16 protein-coding genes are annotated in these 17557 nt (G+C 65.6%); 3 read left to right on the forward strand and 13 right to left on the reverse strand.

Translation table 11 applies throughout. The annotated features are described in order from the left end of the window. Positions 1 to 51 precede the first annotated feature (51 nt). From tssG to tssB, 7 genes are all read right to left on the reverse strand, one after another. Positions 52 to 1092, reverse strand: a complete 1041-nt coding sequence (gene tssG / locus LN450_RS02715) for a type VI secretion system baseplate subunit TssG (RefSeq protein ID WP_011349015.1) — start codon at positions 1090 to 1092, stop codon at positions 52 to 54. Beyond that, complete coding sequence (gene tssF / locus LN450_RS02720) at positions 1056 to 2939, reverse strand: type VI secretion system baseplate subunit TssF (RefSeq protein ID WP_041855094.1); 1884 nt, start codon at positions 2937 to 2939, stop codon at positions 1056 to 1058. The genes tssG and tssF overlap by 37 nt, the downstream gene beginning before the upstream one ends. Positions 2940 to 2943: 4 nt before the next feature. Next, on the reverse strand, positions 2944 to 3447 hold the full coding sequence (gene tssE / locus LN450_RS02725; protein WP_008572544.1) for a type VI secretion system baseplate subunit TssE: 504 nt from the start codon (positions 3445 to 3447) through the stop codon (positions 2944 to 2946). 5 nt (positions 3448 to 3452) lie between these two features. Beyond that, on the reverse strand, positions 3453 to 4247 hold the full coding sequence (locus tag LN450_RS02730) for a type VI secretion system accessory protein TagJ (protein ID WP_011349017.1): 795 nt from the start codon (positions 4245 to 4247) through the stop codon (positions 3453 to 3455). Between the two features lie 203 nt (positions 4248 to 4450). After that, complete coding sequence (locus tag LN450_RS02735; RefSeq protein ID WP_008572542.1) at positions 4451 to 4954, reverse strand: Hcp family type VI secretion system effector; 504 nt, start codon at positions 4952 to 4954, stop codon at positions 4451 to 4453. An 82-nt stretch (positions 4955 to 5036) separates the two neighbouring features. After that, positions 5037 to 6530, reverse strand: coding sequence for a type VI secretion system contractile sheath large subunit (gene tssC / locus LN450_RS02740; RefSeq protein ID WP_011349018.1), 1494 nt, complete (start codon positions 6528 to 6530; stop codon positions 5037 to 5039). Between the two features lie 4 nt (positions 6531 to 6534). Continuing rightward, a complete protein-coding gene (gene tssB / locus LN450_RS02745; RefSeq protein ID WP_008572540.1) occupies positions 6535 to 7044 on the reverse strand; it encodes a type VI secretion system contractile sheath small subunit in 510 nt (169 codons plus the stop codon). Positions 7045 to 7353: 309 nt separating this feature from the next. Here tssB and tagK point away from each other — a divergent pair, with 309 nt between their 5' ends. Then, complete coding sequence (gene tagK / locus LN450_RS02750) at positions 7354 to 8025, forward strand: transcriptional regulator TagK (protein WP_011349019.1); 672 nt, start codon at positions 7354 to 7356, stop codon at positions 8023 to 8025. Positions 8026 to 8121: 96 nt separating this feature from the next. Here tagK and LN450_RS02755 read toward each other — a convergent pair whose 3' ends face one another. Further along, positions 8122 to 8568 (reverse strand): universal stress protein, encoded by a 447-nt coding sequence (locus tag LN450_RS02755; RefSeq protein WP_008572535.1) that lies wholly within the window; start codon positions 8566 to 8568, stop codon positions 8122 to 8124. 250 nt (positions 8569 to 8818) lie between these two features. Then, positions 8819 to 9400 (reverse strand): sugar O-acetyltransferase, encoded by a 582-nt coding sequence (locus tag LN450_RS02760; protein WP_008572534.1) that lies wholly within the window; start codon positions 9398 to 9400, stop codon positions 8819 to 8821. Between the two features lie 437 nt (positions 9401 to 9837). Between LN450_RS02760 and LN450_RS02765 the strand changes: the two genes are divergently transcribed. Further along, positions 9838 to 10062, forward strand: a complete 225-nt coding sequence (locus LN450_RS02765; RefSeq protein WP_039418537.1) for a hypothetical protein — start codon at positions 9838 to 9840, stop codon at positions 10060 to 10062. Positions 10063 to 10244: 182 nt separating this feature from the next. Here the strand turns inward: LN450_RS02765 and uvrD are convergent, their stop codons facing one another. Further along, positions 10245 to 12431 carry a DNA helicase II gene (gene uvrD / locus LN450_RS02770; protein WP_031424853.1) on the reverse strand — a complete coding sequence of 729 codons (2187 nt, stop codon included), beginning with the start codon at positions 12429 to 12431 and terminating at the stop codon, positions 10245 to 10247. Between the two features lie 331 nt (positions 12432 to 12762). Then, the gene (locus tag LN450_RS02775) at positions 12763 to 14166 is read right to left on the reverse strand and encodes an FAD/NAD(P)-binding protein (RefSeq protein ID WP_011349022.1); all 1404 of its coding nucleotides are present in this window, start codon (positions 14164 to 14166) and stop codon (positions 12763 to 12765) included. A 169-nt stretch (positions 14167 to 14335) separates the two neighbouring features. Between LN450_RS02775 and LN450_RS02780 the strand changes: the two genes are divergently transcribed. Then, positions 14336 to 14731, forward strand: a complete 396-nt coding sequence (locus LN450_RS02780) for a VOC family protein (RefSeq protein WP_011349023.1) — start codon at positions 14336 to 14338, stop codon at positions 14729 to 14731. Between the two features lie 10 nt (positions 14732 to 14741). Here the strand turns inward: LN450_RS02780 and cls are convergent, their stop codons facing one another. Both cls and LN450_RS02790 read right to left on the reverse strand, forming a co-directional pair. After that, positions 14742 to 16160, reverse strand: a complete 1419-nt coding sequence (cls, locus tag LN450_RS02785; RefSeq protein ID WP_039419238.1) for a cardiolipin synthase — start codon at positions 16158 to 16160, stop codon at positions 14742 to 14744. A 16-nt stretch (positions 16161 to 16176) separates the two neighbouring features. Beyond that, entirely contained in the window at positions 16177 to 17481 is a 1305-nt protein-coding gene (locus LN450_RS02790) for a LysR family transcriptional regulator (protein WP_011349025.1), read from the reverse strand. Between the last annotated feature and the right edge of the window lie 76 nt (positions 17482 to 17557).

Consider the following 17557-nt stretch of genomic DNA (forward strand, 5'->3'; position numbering starts at 1 on the left):
GTCCTTCGAAGTCGGTACGTTGCGTGTGAGCGAAAGGGAGAGCGGTGTGCGTCAGCCCGATGGGCGCAGCAGCACCTCGTCGGCGTCGGCAATGCTCCAGGCGCGGCGGCCGAGCCAGGTGTCCAGGCCCAGCCGGCTATTGCGCGCAAGGTGCGGCGTGGGGACCTCATCAGCCTTGAGCAACAGCTGCAGTTCCCAGCCAAATTCGTCGCCCAGATAGCTGCGCACCGCAGCGGTGAGTTGCCTGAGCGCCTGGCCGCCCGGAAGAAAGCGTTGAAATGCCAGGCGCGGCAGCGGCCCCAGGCAGATGCGCACGCGTTGCTGGGCGCCACGCACGTGTGCGCCCACCACGCTGTCCACGCCCAGCCGCGCGTTGCGCGGACCCAGACCAAGTTGCAGGTGCGCATCGGCCGGCAGGCGCATCCATTCGGCGATGAATTCCTGTACCTGCACCGGCCATTCGAACAACTGCTGCAGCAGGGCACGCAAGCCTTCCGGCGTGCGCGTGGCGGTACCAAGACGGCCGGCGTAGTAACGACGTGCATCGTCCGGCAACGCGTCGCGGTCGCGCAGATGCGGGCTGGCGATGCCGACCAGTGCATCCAGCCAGGCACGGAACTGGTCGCTCGCCGGGCGCTCGGCCTGCACGCTGGGCTGTGCCTGCGCCCAGGCGCGGTAGAACAGGCTGAGCATGCGGTGGTGGAACACATCGGCAAATGCGGCAAAGGTGCCGTCCTTGGCTTGCTGCGCACGCTCGATGGCGTATTCGGTCAGGTGCAACGGCAACGGCGCATTCGGGCCGAACAGGCCTAAAAACAGACCGTACAGCGCGGCAGGCTGATCGTGCGTTGCCGGTGTGTAGCGGTCCAGCGCATGGGGTGCGAATGCCAGTGATGGCGCATGCCGCAGCCGCAGCACATCGTCGCTGGCGCGCGTCGATTCACCCAGGCGTGGCTGCAGCGGATGGCAGCGCTCGATCGCGCGCAAGGCCGCGAACGGGCTGAAATCCTGTGGCCGGGTCTGCAGCGCCTGGGCCAGCGCCGCAGCCGCGGCGCTCACAGGCGTGGGCGCGTGCCGGGCTGGGCTAGCCATCGGGCCACCTCGTTGCGTTCGGTGGTGCGCAGCACGGTTTCGGTGAAGGAATTCACCGAGACATAGCGCGCGAAGAAGTGCCGCAGCACCGAAGCCAGCAGGAAGGCGCCGGTGCCTTCGAACGCGGCGTCCTCGCAGGTCAGCGTGATCTCCAGGCCGCGGCCGAAGGTGATCGGGCCAGGCACCGGGATACGCCGCACGATCGGTGTGCCGCTCACCTGCTTGACGCCTTCGATCTGCCGCTGCGCGGATGCGTCGAACGGGTCGCAGTACAAGGTGAGGATCTCGCGTAGCGCAGCGGCGCCGTCGGGGCCGTCTTCGAAGAGCGAGAGATAATTGAGCTGCAATTGGCTGAGCAGGCGCCACGCAGTCTGCCCATCCGACAACGCCGGGCGCGGCTTGGTCGGCCCGGCCACGCAGCGCACGCTCTGCACCGGCACGCCGCTGTCCATGGTGAAATCGGTGGTGCCCTTGCCTACCGGCATATGCAGCGGCAGATCGCGGTTGCTGCACCACAGTTGCAGCCCAAGCTGGCGCAGGCGCGTTCTGTGCGGCTGATCGTCGGCATCGACCAGGCTGACGAACACTTCGCTGCCCACATAACTCGACCGCGCGCCATCGCGGCGCTGGCGGGCCGATAGCATGCGCGGCTCGCGGCGCATGCTGTAGAACGCGCCATGCCGGGCATGCCAAGTGCGTGCGTCGCCACCATAGAACGGCGCGAAGCGTTGCTCCGGCTCCTGACGATCGCCGAAGCCTTCCACTTCGCCCAAATGATGGATCTCGAAATCCATCGGCCGGGTGCGGTCGGCCAGCACGTGGTATTCGTGCAGGCCGGCGTGCAGATGGATGCGATCGGCACGCCGCGGGAACAGATTGATTGCCGGGGTGCAGAACAATTTGAAATGCTCGGCGCCCACTGCCGCAGCCAGGCTGGGCAGGCTGCGTTGCAGCAACACCACCACCTCGAAGCTGCTGCCGTGCAACCGCCGCAATGACGCGCGCAGCCCGGTGAGTTCTGCGAACAGAAAGCGCTCCGGACAGGCGAAGTATTCCTGCAGCAGGCGGTAACCACTGAACGAACGGCCGTCGTACGGAATCAATGCATCGTCGCCGGCAAAGCCGCGCATCTGCACGGTATCGGCGCCCAGCGTCATCTCCAGCATGCCACCGCTGGCATTACTGCCACGCACCACCACGGCGGTGGTATCGGCATGCAGCTGTTCGTACAACCGCTTGGGCAAGCCGTCGGCGCCGGCCAGGAATAGCGGCAGCCGATCCAGCGCCAGCGCTTGCGTCTGCGCACCACCCACCAGCTCAAAGCGCAGACGCACGCCGGCACGCACCACGCGCCCGGCCGGCAAGGCGATGCCGGCAGCCGCCAACGCGGCCGGCGATTCAAGATACTTGACCTCGGCCAGCTGCAACGGCCACAAGCTCACTGCATGCGCGGTGCGAAATTCGCAGGCGGTGCGCTCGCCCGGGCCGACCAGGCTGCGCAGCGCACTTTGCCGCGGCACCACCACGCCTGCTGCCAGCCCGCTGTCTTTCAGATCCGGCTGCAACTGCACCACCGCCATCGACGGCAGCGGCGCCAGATAATGCGGGTAGACCATCTCCAGCAGGTGCTGGGTGAACACGGGGTACTGCGCGTCCAGCTTGAGTTGCACGCGCGCGGCCAGGAACGCGAAGCCTTCCAGCAACCGCTCGACATACGGGTCGGCACATTCGAACGCGTCCAGACCGAGCCGTCCGGCGATCTTGGGATACTCGCGCGCGAACTCCGCGCCCATGTCGCGCACGTGCTGCAATTCGCGGGTGTAGTACGGCAGCAGGCGCGGGTCCATGGCGTCAACCGTGCCCTTCGACGACATCGAGCCGCCCGGTTTCCAGGTCCAGCGCGGTCTTCAGATACAGATTCAACGGCAGCGGTTGCGCCCACATCTCCGATTCGATGGTGAACAGCAGCGAGCGCCGGTCCATGCGTGCGGCATCGGCATGCACACTGACGCGCAGCGTCTCGGGTATCAGCCGCGGTTCGAAGGCCAGAATCGCCTCGCGGATGCGCTGTTGCAGCGCTGCCGCATCGATGCCGGCCACTGCAACACCGGCCAGGTCCGGGATGCCGTAATTCAGCACCGAGCTGCGCACCTGCGGGTGCGCCTCCAGCGGGCGGCTGGTTTCCAGATTTACGGCATTGAGCAACCACGACAGATCGCGGATCACGCATTCGCGCAGGCGCGTGGCCGAGATCACGCGTTGCTCGCGGCTCTCTTCGCGCTGGCTGGGCGCGGCATCGGTGAGCCGGTCCAGTAGCGAAGGCTGCAAGCGTTCGGTAGTGGTGAGTTCGGCCATTGAAATCAGTCCGCGTCGAACTGCACGTCACGCACATCGAGCAGCGCAATCTCGTGCGACTCTGTGCTCCACATGCGCTGGCCCAGGCCGATTTCGCCCTGCGTGCCGTGGGTCCATTCGGTGCGGCGCGCCAATTGCAGCTCGCCGGCATCCAGGTGCTCGCTGCCGGGGTAACGCACCGGCAGGTAGCCGAAGGCCTGGCCGCCGTTGCGCCATAGCACGCTCACCGGCGCCCACACGGTGTCGCGCAGATCCAGCGGCGCTTGCATGCGTAACTGCTGGATGTGGCTGAGCGGTGCCCAGGCGTAGCCGCTGTCGAGCATGAGCTCGATGCAGGGTCCGAAACGGGTATCGGCATCTGCGAGCCACTGGAAGCGTTCGCCATCGAGCACGCCGGCACTAGCCGGTGCCAACTCGAACGCTTGCGTCCGCAACGCAGCTGCTTGTTCGCCACGCCCTTGCGCCGACAGTTGCAGCGCGTGTAGATGCATCGCCAACCATTCGGCCGACTCACCGATCACATGCGGCAATCGCGCGCCGGCAAACACCTCGGCGCGCGTCTGTTCGCCCTGCAGCACTGCAAGGTACGTCTGCACCAAGGGCAGCGTGGCGGCATCCAGTTCAGCGCAGGCGCGCAGCTGATCTGCGGCGCGCGACCACTGCCCGAGGACGGCCAGCAACTGAAACAGGAACACGCGCTGCGCTGCATCGGCCGGTTGCCGGCGCACCTGCTGGATCAGTTGCTGCAACGCCTGCGCCGGCTCGCCTTGGGCCAGCAGGGTCTGTGCGGTGGCATCCATCGCGTGGTTCCTTATCGAAGAAGGTGGCGGTGCCGTGCGCGGCACCGCCCGTCATTGCATTGCCGCCATCGGAGGCAGCCAACGTCAAAGCGTCAACTTCCAATGGGCGGCGCAGAGCGAGCGATGTACACGCATGTTGCGTGCCGCACCGCGTCGCCAAACGCTCCTGCGTGGCGAAAGCGTTGTGGTTGCCCGCGTTCGTGTTAGGCCTTGGCCACACCCTGGATGTCGTAGGTGAATTCCTTCGCGCCACCCTGGGCGGCACCCTTGTCGTCCTGCGGCTGGAAGCCGTACTTGAACTTGCCGAAGTGCAGCGTCACGTTTTCGGTCAGGCGGTCTTCGCCGCCGGAACCGCCGGTCGACAACGAGGTAATCAGCACGCCTTCGCTCAATTCCAGGGTGAGAAAGTCGCTCTGCTCGCCAGTGGCGTTGGTGACGTACAGCCAGGCGTTTTCCACACGTGCCCCGGTGCATACCGCATCGAGCAATGCGTTGGAGCAACCATCCACGTACTTTGTGATGGAGATGTCCTGGATATGCGCCTTGCCACCGCTGGCCGAGCCGCCACCGGTGTGCAGGTCGCCGGAATTGCTCGCGCCCCACGACCAGGCCAGGATCGGAATTTCGCCCTTGTGCTTCTTGTGGTTGGACGCGCCTTCGATCTTGACCTTGCCGCTGCCGAACTTGATGTGCATGTCGAACGCCATGGAACTGCTCCTTCAATGAGAGTGACAACACGAGGTGGCGCGACGCGCATTCGCGTCGTGCCCGTGACGCGAATGCGTCGGATCAGGCCTTGGCGGCCGAGGGAAGGCGCGAGACCAACCGCAACGACACGGTCAGGCCCTCCAGCTGGTAATGCGGCTTGAGGAAGAACTTGGAGCTGTAATAGCCCGGCGCGCCTTCCACTTCTTCCACCACCACCTCGGCGGCAGCCAGCGGCTTGCGCGCCTTGGTTTCTTCGCTTGAGTTGGACGGGTCGCCGTCGATGTACTGGGTGACCCAACGCGTCAGCCAGCTCTGCATCTGTTCGCGATCGGAGAACGAACCGATCTTGTCGCGCACGATGCACTTGAGGTAATGCGCAAAGCGGCAGCACGCGAACATGTACGGCAAGCGCGCGCCCAACGCTGCGTTGGCGGTGGCATCCGGGTCGTCGTATTCGTCGGGCTTGTTGAGCGACTGCGCGCTGATGAAGGCGGCCATGTCCGAGTTCTTGCGATGCACCAGCGGCATCAGGCCCATCTTGTCCAATTCGGCAGAGCGGCGGTCGGTGATCGCCACTTCGGTCGGGCACTTCATGTCCACGCCACCGTCGTCGGTGGGAAAGGTGTGGGTGGGCAAGCCTTCCACTGCGCCGCCGGATTCGATACCGCGAATGCGCGAGCACCAGCCGTACTGCTTGAACGAGCGATTGATGTTCACTGCCATCGCATAGGCAGCGTTCTGCCAGGTGTACTTGGACGAGTCAGCGCCGGCAGTGTCTTCTTCGAAATCGAATTCATCCACCGGGCTGGTGGCCGCGCCGTAAGGCAGACGCGACAGCGTGCGCGGCATGGCCAGGCCGATGTACTTGGAATCTTCCGATTCGCGCAGCGAGCGCCATGCGGCGTAATCGGGCGTGGAGAAAATCTTCGCCAGGTCGCGCGGGTTGGAGAGCTCGCTCCAGTTGTCCATGCCCATCAACTTGGGCGCGGCCGCGGCAATGAACGGTGCATGCGCGGCAGCAGCCACCTGCGCCATGCCGTTGAGCAGTTCCACATCCGGCGGGCTTTGGTCGAAATAGTAATCGCCGACCAGGCAGCCATACGGTTCGCCACCGAGCTGGCCGTATTCCTGCTCGTAGACCTTCTTGAAGATGGGGCTCTGGTCCCAGGCGGTGCCCTTGTAGCGCTTGAGCACCTTGCCCAGTTCCTTCTTGCTGATGTTCAGCACGCGGATCTTGAGCTGCTGGTCGGTCTCGGTGTTGTTGACCAGATAATGCAGGCCGCGCCAGGCGCCTTCGAGCTGCTGCAGATCGGCGTGATGCAGGATGTGGTTGAGCTGCTCGGTGAGGGCGCGATCGATCTCGGCGATATAGGCCTTGATGGTCTGCGACACGTCTTCGCTGACCACATCGCTGCGGTTGAGCACCTGCTCGGCCAGCGTGCGCACGGCCGATTCCACTTCTTCCTTGGCGCGCTCGCTCTTGGGGCGGAACTCGCGATTGAGCAGCGCGGCAAAGTCGCCCTGTTCGGTTGTTTCGGTGCTACTGGTGGCCAGTGCGGCTTCGGTCGCGGACATGGCGTCAGGCTCCTTCCGGTTCGGAGGCAGGCTTGGCGGCCGACACCAGCGACTGCAGCAACGCCGGGTCGCGGATGGCGTTGGCAATCAGCTGCTCTGCACCGGCCTTGCCGTCCATGTAGGTGTCCAGGTTGGCCAGCTGCGTGCGCGCTTCCAGCAACTTCGCCAGCGGCGCAACCTTGCGCGCGATGGCGGCCGGCGAAAAGTCGTCCATGCTTTCGAAGGTGATATCCACCGCCAGCTCGCCTTCGCCGGTGAGCGTGTTGGGCACCTTGAACTGCGCGCGCGGCCGCATCGACTGCAGGCGGCTGTCGAAGTTGTCGACGTCGATCTCCAGTGCCTTGCGCTCATCCAGCGAGGGCAGCTCACCGGCATTGGCGCCGGACAGATCGGACATCACCCCCATCACGAACGGAATCTGCACCTTCTTCTGCGCGCCGTAGACCTCCACGTCGTATTCGATCTGCACCCGTGGCGCCCGATTGCGGGCAATGAACTTCTGACTGCTGGCCATGCCTGATCTCCGATTGAGCCCGTTGCGCCAGCGTGCGGTGCACGTGCGCTGCCATGTGGCTTGGATGTCGCCGGCCCGGCGGAATGCCTGCAGCCTGCGTGCGACGCCGCTGCCGCGGGCTAGCCCGCAACCGCCGCGCACCACGCGGACCGAAGCGGCGGGCCGTGCGATGACGCTTCCTCAGCGCTGCGGCGAGGATAGAAATGCGCCCGTGGGCTCACCCGACAAATCGTCTCAATCGCCGCGATCGTGCGCAGGCAGGCACCGATGCGTGATCCAGCGCCGACTTTGTGAAAGAGGCGTGATGGGTTGGCGCTGCTTTTCTCGGTTGACCAGGGGACAGGCCCCGGGGAGTGGGCCGCAGGCAGCATCCGCATGAGCAGCACCGGTTACTACAGCGCCATCGTTCCGCACGTATCCACGGCCGGGGAGGCACACACGCCGCTGATGATCGACCTGCTGGCGTATATCGAGCAGCACATCGGCGAGGCGGAGTTGGGCACCGAGTCGTTGCAGCACGCGTTCGCGTTATCGCGCGCATCGCTGTACCGCCTGTTCCAGTCGCGCGGCGGCGTGGCCAGCTATATCCGCGAGCAGCGGCTAAGCACCGCGCACCGCTACCTGCAGGCCTATCCGGACTGCAGCCTGACCTGGTTGCTCTACGAGATGGGCTTTGCGTCCGAACGTCAGTTTCAGCGCGCGTTTCAGCAGCGCTTCGGCATGCCGCCCATGCAGTGGCGTCGCCAGTGCCGCGCAGCGCCGCATCTTCCTGCGCCACGGCGTGGTCACTACGTGCCGATGTGGCGCTTCATGCGCGAACTGAGCCAGCACGTACAACCCGAGTACGCATCCATGCGCAGCGGCGCGGCCACACCCACGCACGGCTCTCCGCTGGTGCATACCGAAGCACTGCGCCGGCTCGCCCGACCGGTCCCGCGCTTTGCGGCACAACTGGAGCCGATGGAGAGCGAAGCACCTTGAGTTGCGTAGGAGCGCGCCTGGGCACGAAGTGCATGACCTGGGCGCCACATCGCACCCAGGTACGCGCCCAGGTGAGGCAAGGCACTGGCATCGGCATCAACGAATGACCAGTACCGGAATCGCACTGTGGGTCAGCACTTCCACCGTCTGGCTGCCGAGCAGCATGCGCTGCATCCCGCGGCGGCCGTGCGAGGTCATGATGATCAGATCGCTGTTGCAGTCCTTGGCGGTCTGCACGATGCCCTCGGCCGCGAAACGATCCAGCACATGCCGCGGCGTGGCCTTGATGTTGGCAGCGGCGGCCAGCTCCAGCGCCGGGCGCAGGATCTTTTCGGCGGCCGCTTCGCGCTCTTTGCGGTATTCGGGGCTGGCCTCGTAGCCCACGCTCCAGCCCATTGCGTCGTACATGCCCATCGCCCACGGCTCGGACACGGTGACGATATCCACTTTCGCACCGGTCGCCTTGGCCAGCTCCAGGCCTTGAAACAGGCCGCGATGCGACAGCTCGGACGCATCGATGGCGATCAGGATTCGTTTGTACATGATGACCTCCCGGATGAACCGGCAGCGGCGCCGGCGATTTGAGATTGACAGCACTCAACAACGCAGACCTTGATGCAAATCAATCTTGCACGTCACGGACTGTAGCGCTTCAAGCCGCTCATCTGGCTGACGAGCGACCATCACCTCGGCGCCAGTAACGCGCTCAAAACTGCCCTGTTTGCGTATGAGCTGCATTGCGCAGCGGCCACGTCCGCCTGACAGCTTCGGTCGCGGCGCTTCTTGGTTGCCTTCAGTCAGTGGGCGCTTCATCGGCAGCACCCCGGGGTACGCGCACGCGCGCCGGATTGCCCACGGCGGTCGCGCCGGCCGGCACATCGCGCGTGACCACCGCACCGGCACCGATCACTGCGTCGTCGCCAATGCTGACGCCCGGCAGGATGATCGCCCCGCCACCGATCCACACATTGCGCCCGACGCGAATCGGCCGTCCGAACTCCAGCCCGCTGGCGCGTCCGGCCGCATCGCGCGGATGATCGGCAGCGTAGAACTGCACGGCGGGCCCCACCTGCGTGCCTTCGCCGATATGCACCTGACAGATATCCAGAATCACGCAATTGAAATTGAGGAACACGCCCGCGCCCAGATGGATGTTGTAGCCGTAATCGCAATGAAATGGCGGCCGGATCACCGCACCGGCACCCACCTCGGCGAGCCGCTCGACCAGCAATGCATGCCGCTGTGTGGATGGCTGCGCGCCAGTGGCGTTGTAGCGCTCCATCCACGCCGCAGCCGCCGCTTGATCGGCCTGCAGTTGCGCATCGGTGGCGTTGTAGAGCTCGCCTGCCAGCATCTTCTGTTTTTCGGTTTGCATGCCGCCGGGTACCTGTGCAATGAACTGCTGACAGGGTGGCATGGATGCAGCGCGCTACGCATCGAGCGATGCACCAATAGCCCCGATTGCCGGCTCAGAACCTCACGATCTGCCTATTCGCTAAAGCGATTGGCGCGCTCACCACCGGAAACCGCCAATGGGAGTTCGAGCACCGGCCTCACCCGCGAGGTGACTGTGTCGCCATTTCACCGCTTGTCGCATCCGTTGCAATGCCGCGGCGCCGGCATCGATACTCCAGGCCGTGCCCTTCCGGTGCGACCACGTTCAAGGATGACGTCATGACACGATTTGTAGCCGCTTGCATTGCGTTGTTGCTGTCGGCCTACCTCAGCACCTCTGCGCACGCAACTTCCTCACTTTCTTTTGAAGAGAGTGGCTACTCCATCCTGTTCGAAATCGGGCACGACACCCGACCAGTGATCGCCAGTCTTCGTTTCAATGCACCTGGCGACAGCGCGGGCATCTGGTTGCGGGGCAATTTCCAGGTCAAGACGTTCGATACCAAACGCAGAATCCTGCGCCTGATTTACACAGGCGACGACACGCGCGTGCCGCCTTTTACCCTGGTCGTGCTCGCCAACAAGTCGACACTGGCCGTGAACGGCAAGCAGATCAACTCAAGCTTCAGCTGGGAAATGTAGGCGCGCAACAGCGCAGCGGAGGCGACACTTCATCCATCGATCATCTGTCACGGATGGTCATGCGATCTCGCTCGACGTATGAAGTGCAGCAGCGGTCGGCTCTGCTTGCTGCACGCACAATGCAACGGCACGACGCCCTCGCCTGCTGAACAACGCGCAATCGCTGACGAGTGCCGAGCCGCCTACACCACAGTCAGATTGGCGTAGGCCATCACCAGCCACTTGGCGCCGACCTCGTCGAACTGCACCTGCACGCGCGCATGCGCGCCAGCGCCTTCGTAATCGACCACCACGCCGCCGCCGAACTTGGGGTGTTCGACGTTGGCGCCGAGCTTGATCGGCGCGGTCTCCACGATGCCATGTACCGGGCCGCCGCGGGCCGCGCCCAGCGATGCGGTGCGCGAAACCTGCACCTTGGGGCGTACTTCGTTGAGCAGGTCGCGCGGAATCTCGCGCAGGAAGCGCGAGGGCACGTTGTAGTTGTCCTGGCCGTGGATGCGGCGCGATTCGGCGTAGCACAGCACCAGCTTCTGCCGCGCGCGGGTGATGCCCACGTACGCCAGGCGACGCTCCTCTTCCAGCCGGCCGCTCTCTTCCAACGAGCGTGCGCTGGGGAACAGGCCGTCTTCCAGACCGACCAGGAACACGATGGGGAATTCCAGGCCCTTGGCCGAATGCAATGTCATCAGCTGCACGCCTTCCTCGCCAGCCTGGGCCTGGCCTTCGCCGGCCTCCAGCGAGGCATAGGCCAGGAAGGCGACCAGCTCGGTCATGCCCTGGCTGTCTTCGTCGTCGGGGCGGGTGAAGCGCGAGGCGACCGACACCAGTTCGTCCAGGTTCTCGGTACGCGATTCCGAATCCAGCCCGCCACGGCTTTCCTTGGCCCAATGCTCGCGCAGACCCGAGCGCATCAGCACATGGTCGATGCGTTCGGCCAGTTCCATCTGTCCGGTTTCGGCATGCAGCTGGCCGATCAGGCTGAGGAAGCTGGCCAGGGCATTGCGTGCGCGTGCGGCCAGCGTGTTCTGCTGCGTGCACAACATGGCCGCTTCCCACAACGACAGCGCACTGGCACGCGCCAGCCGGCGCACCTCATCCAGCGTCCGGTCGCCAATGCCACGCGTGGGCGTGTTGACCGCGCGTTCGAAGGCCGCGTCGTCGCTGCGGTTGGTGAGCAGGCGCAAATAAGCCAACGCGTCCTTGATTTCGGCACGTTCGAAGAAGCGCATACCGCCATACACGCGGTACGGCAACTGCTCGGAAATCAGCGCTTCTTCCAGCGCGCGCGATTGCGCATTGCTGCGGTAGAGCACCGCTACTTCGCCATAACTACCGCCGTCGCGCACCCACTGCCGTGCACGCTCGACCACATAACGCGCCTCGTCCACTTCGTTGTAGGCCGCATACAGATCGATCGGATCGCCATCGCCGGAATCGGTCCACAGCTGCTTGCCGATGCGGTCCGGATTGTGCGCGATCACCGCATTGGCCGCGCCCAGGATATTGGCGCTGGAGCGGTAGTTCTGCTCCAGCCGCACGGTCTGCGCGCCGGGGAAATCTTTGAGAAAACGCTGGACGTTCTCGACCTTGGCGCCGCGCCAGCCGTAGATGGCCTGGTCGTCGTCACCCACCACGAATACATTGCCCGATTCGCCGGCCAGCACGCGCACGAAGGCGTACTGGATGGCGTTGGTGTCCTGGAACTCGTCGACCAGAATCTCGCGGAAGCGCGCACGGTAATGCGCCAGCAAGGCCGGGGTGTCGCGCAGCAACTCGTGCGCGCGCAGCAGCAACTCGGCGAAATCCAGCAGCCCGGAGCGGTCGCAGCGTTCCTGATAAGCCGCATACACCTGCCGGCGCACCTCGGTCCAATCGTCGTTGGGCTCGGGCTGGATATGCTGCGGACGGCGGCCCTCATCCTTCTGCTCGTTGATCCACCAGCTCATCTGCTTGGGCGGATACTTGCTCTCGTCCAGCTCCAGCGCCTGCACCACGCGCTTGACCAACCGCAACTGGTCGTCGCTGTCCATGACCTGGAAGCCTTCCGGCAACCGCGCGTCCTGCCAATGCAGACGCAACAGGCGATGGGCCAGCCCGTGAAATGTACCGATCCACATCCCGCGGCTGCCATTGCGCAGCTGCAGGTCGGTGCGGTGACGCATTTCGCCGGCCGCCTTGTTGGTGAAGGTCACCGCGAAGATGCCGTGGTTGGGCACGCCCTGGACTTCGTTGAGCCAGGCGATGCGATGGATCAGCACGCGCGTCTTGCCGGAGCCGGCGCCGGCCAGCACGAGGTAATGCCCCGGCGGCGCAGAAACGGCCTCACGCTGGGCGGGGTTTAAATGATCGAGCAAATGAGAGACATCCACCGGCGCATTTTACCGGTTGTGGCGTCGCTGCGGCTGAGATTGCGATGAAGCGGTTTGGGAAGAGGGCCTTCCTGGACATGTCAGCATCGAGCAGGGACTGCACTCGCCCCTCTCCCCTCGGGAAGAGAAGGCACGGCTTACGTGCCGAAGGCGCGCGTGCCTTTGAGCGGCCGCGCCGCTGGCGCGGGCTGGGCGCGGAGCGCGGAGCGGGGATTGGGGTGAGGGTACGGGGCGAAGCCACTGCGAGTGATGGGTAACACGAGGCTTCGCTCGCACCCTCATCCGGCGCTTCGCGCCACCTTCTCCCAGCGGGAGAAGGGAACAACGCCCATCACCGCCCCAGCACTCCCAACACATCCCGCGCAATCGCCGCAGCCTGCTCGCGCAACTCCGGCACCGCCAGGCTTTCCCACAGCGTGCCGATGCGCAGGCTGCCGATCACCCGCAGTTGCGGATTCTCAAGCCCTTCGGCATCGATCAGGCTGCCATCGGCAGTGGTGTCCACGCCGATCCCATGCGGCCCGGCCACGGCAATGCCCTGCCCCAGCAGTTGCTGCAGCAGCCGGTTGCGCATCGCCTGCACGCGCATTTCCACCCCAGTGGCATTGACCAGCGTCTGCACATCCAGCTGCAAGGCATGTCCGGCGCTGGCGGCGCTGGCGGCCCCGGCGCTCACGCGCACGAAAGCACCCACCTCGAAGGCCACGTCCAGCCGTGCGCGATGCACCTGCAGCTGCCCGCTTGCCTGCATGGCCTGCAGCTGCGCATGCACCGTTGCGGCGATGCGATGCCGATGCACGTCCCAGTAGCGCACCACATGCCGCAGAAAACGGCGCTGGTCGGCAACCGACAGCGTCTGCCACAGCGCCTGGCTCAACGGCCGGATGCGCTCCATCACGCTCTGCCACGGCAGGCCCTGCGCGGCGGCGGCACGCGCGTGCTGGCGCAGTGTGCGCATGCGTGCGCGCAGCGGCATGGTCAGCAGCGGCTGTGGATCGAACAGCGCCACGCCGCCGTGCGCCTGCGGTAACGGCAGCAGTCCATGCCGCGACACCACGTGCACGCTTGCCCGATGCGCCTGCGCTGCCAGCGTCATCACGGTATCGGCCATGCTCAAGCCCGAACCGACGATGCACACGGCCGCGTCCGGTGGCAGCGCTGCCACCGCCTCGGTCTCCCAGGCTTCGACACGCTGCGCGTGCGACAGCCCGGTGGCACCCCGCAGCGGCAGCGGTCGCAGCGCATTGCCCACTGCCAAGACCACCACGCTCGCCTGCAGCACCTGTCCATCGTCCAGCTGCAACAGTGCGCCACCGGCATTGGGCTGCAGCGCCTGCACGCGTGCGGGGTGGACGCGCAGCGTCGCCGGGCTGTGCGCACGCGCCGACTGCAGGCGGTCGCGCAAATACGGCGCGTAGTGCCGCCGCCCCACGAACTGCTGCGGCAACTGCGCATCGTCCAGTTCGGGGCAACAAGCGTTCGCGCGCAGGTAATCGACAAAGTCGTGGGGCAGTTCCGGCAGCGCACTCATACGCGCAGCCGGCACATTGAGCAGGTGTTCGCCACGCGCGGTGGAATACGCCACGCCTTCGCCAAGCGCCGCATGCGGCTCGATCATGACGATCTGCAACGGCGCTGCGGCCTGGCGCAGCAGCTGCAGCGCCACCAGCACACCGGACGCGCCACCACCGACGATGGCGATGACGGCATCGCCGGGATCACGCAGTGTATTCATGTCGACATTGTAGGCGATGCATGCGCAATACCCGCAGGCTGTCGCCGGCAGTGATTGTCTTCACGGCATCACAAGCGCGGTGTGTGTCAACGCCTCCCACACGCACTGCATGCCAGGCGCTTACGATTGGTTGATCAGCATCGGCACGCGCCCTTGGGGAATCTGCAACATGTCCATCACCCTGGTCAGGCTCATCCTCTACGTCCACGATGTGGCGGCAATCAAGGCGTTCTACCAGACCCACTTCGCGCTCCCGGTCACCGAGGAAATTGCCGACGAGTGGGTGGTGCTCGCAGCTGGCGGCATCGAGCTGGCGCTGCACCGGGTGGGCCAAGCCTACCGGCAGCGGCCATCGACGCATGCGCCGGCTCCTGTCGCGGATGCGACACACGCGACCACCAAACTGGTGTTTGCGATGACCAGCGATCTGGTCGCGCATCGTGCGCAACTGCAGCACGCAGGCGTGCATGTGGGCGAGCTCAAACGTTACCCCGGCTTTGCGTACCAGATGTACGACGGCCGCGACCCGGAGGGCAACGTCTTTCAGGTCATGCGCCTGGATTGACCCAGGCGCCCTACATCAACGCGTCGGCCAGCCGCGCAATGCCCTCGCGACTGCGGCGCCAGGCCGGGCGGCGACGCCACTGTTCCAACGTCAGTTGCCGCGCGTTGGCCAGATAATCCTGCTCGATCTCACGCAACCGCTGCACCACCCCAGTGTCGTAGCAGAGCATGCCGATCTCGGCGTTGAGCGCGAACGAGCGGATGTCCAGATTGATCGAGCCCACCAGCGCGATGTCTTCATCCATGCTCAGGTGCTTGGCGTGCAGAAAGTGCGGGCGATACAGCGAAATCTTCACCCCGCAACGCAGCAGTTCTTCGAAATAGGCTTCCTGCGCCCACGCGGCCAGGCGTTGATTGTTGTGCTCGGACAGGATCAGCTGCACGTCCACGCCCGAGACGGCGGCGATGCGCAATGCGCTCAGCAAGGCTTCGTCGGGCACGAAGTACGGCGTGACCAGCACCACCTTGCGCCGCGCCAGATGGATCACCGCATTGATCGCATCGCGCGCATTTTCGAACGGGTACGCCGGCCCGCTGGGCAGCAACTGCGTCGCGATATTGGCCTCGCACACCGGTGCATCGGGCCACACATTCAGCCGCTCTCCGGTTTCGGTGAACCAGTCGCTGGCGAAGACCGCTTCCAGATGATTGACCACCGGCCCGCGCACGCGTGCCACCAATTCGCGATTGGGCACGCCATGGATGAAGCCGGCTTCGGCCAGGTTCTGCGAACCGACAAACGCCACCCGGTTGTCGAGCACCGCAATCTTGCGATGGTTGCGCAGATCCATGCGGCCGCTGCGACGCCAGCGCAGGCCGCCCGGCAGTACCGCCAGCACCTGCACGCCGCCGTCCTGCAGGCGCTTGCGGTAACGGCGCAGGCCGCGCTTGGCGCCCACCGCATCCAGCAGCACGCGGCAACGCACGCCGCGCGCGCTGGCGCGTTCCAGCGCCGCCACCACCGCCTCGCCCACCGCATCGTCGAACATCAGGTAGTACAGCAGGTGCACACGTTTGTCGGCCGCGTCGATCGCCGCGATCAGGGCCTGCAACGACTGCGCGTAGTCGTCGAGCAATTCCACCGCGTTGCCCAGGGTGGGCATGAAATCGCCCTCGCGTTCGATCAGCGGCACCACTTCGGCACTGCTGGTGTCTGCCTGCGGCATCCAGCGCAATGCATGCAAGGGCAGTTGTTGTTCGCGAATCACCTGCGAAGCGGTGGCTTGCCGCTCCACCCGCAGCCGCGACAACCATGGGTGGCCGAACAACAGGTACAGCGGCAGACCGACCACTGGCACAAAGCCGATCAACAGCAGCCAGCTGCGCGCGGCACCCGGCGTGGTGCGGGCGGGAATCCATAGCAGCGCGGCCAGGCGGATCGCCCAGTCCAGCGCCAGCAGCCAGGTACCTGTGACCCAATCGGGCAGCATCAGTGGTCCGTTTTCATCAGGAATCCGATTCTGACTTGGCCGCGCGCAAACGCAACGGCGGTGCATAGACAGGGGGGCAATAACGAAACGGCCCGCCCTGCGCATCGGCCGGCTGCACGCGTTCGGCGCAGACCTGCCGCAACGTCTGCACGAAGGCCGACTGCATCCGGGTGGGATACCAGTCGCTGCGCGTGGTCATGCCGATCTGCCGGCGCAGCAGCGGCCCGGCGCTGCCGATTTCCTCGAGCAGGCCGGCGCGGCGCTCGAACAGGAACTGGTCGCGCGACATCAAGGTCAACCAGTCGCCTTCCAGCAGCAGGCCACGCACGGTCAATTCGGCGCCGCATTCGATACGCACCGGCGGCGGCTCCAGCTGGTGGTCGCCGAACAGCTGCTCCCAGCGCGCGCGCACCGGCGTGCCGGCGGCAGCGATCACCCAGGGGTAATCGCGCAGTTGCGCAAACGCGTAGCCCTGCCCGGCCAAGGGGTGGCCGCTACGCGCCACGATCACCGGTTCGTCGTCGAACAACGGCTCCTGCAGCACATCGCGCACCGGCAACGGGTCGCGCAGCGCACCGATCAACAGATCCAGGCCGCCCTCGCGCAGACGCGCCAGCAATTGCTCGTACGGGCCCTCGACCACCTGGACGCTGGCCCCCGGATGCGCACGCGCAAACCGCGCCAGCACCTGCGGCAACAGGATGGCGCGCGCCAGCGGCATCACCCCCAGGGTGAGGCGCCCGACGTGCTGGGAACGCAACGCGGCCACCTCGTCCAGCCCGGCGCGCAACTCGGCCAGCGCCAGCCGCACCTGCCGCAGCAGCCGCAGCGCCACCGGCGTGGGCTGCATGGTCTTGCCGCGGCGTACCGTCAACGGCACTTCGATCACATCGGCCAGCGCTTGCACCGCGCGATAGATCGCCGGCTGCGAAACACCGGCGCGCACCGCCGCCAACGCGTAACTGCCTGCCGCATCCACCGCCACCAAGGCCTGCAGCTGGCCTAGCGACACCCGCCGCTCCAGGCCAGGGCGCGCCGGCAGGCGCAGCGCACGCCGCGCGACCCCGATCCCCCGTGCCAGATGCGCCAGCACCCGCTCGATACGCGGCACCAGCAACCCGGCAGCCTCGGTGGCCGACATGCCACCTGGGTGCCGGTCGAACAGACGCACGCCCAGGTGCTGCTCCAATCGCGCCACCGCCTGGGTCAGCGCCGGCTGCGACAGATTCACCCGCGGCGCCGCCGCGCTGATGCTTCCGGCCTGGTGCACCACGACCAGCGCGTAAAGGTGACGCAGATTTGGTTCCGGGATCGGCTGCATGCTCTAACTATAAGCAAAACCAATATGCATACCTCAAATGAATCTTGAGCCAGCTGGCTTCGGCCAGCCAGACTCG

The sequence above is a fragment of the Xanthomonas euvesicatoria pv. euvesicatoria genome (genome assembly GCF_020880415.1).
Lineage (GTDB): Bacteria > Pseudomonadota > Gammaproteobacteria > Xanthomonadales > Xanthomonadaceae > Xanthomonas > Xanthomonas euvesicatoria.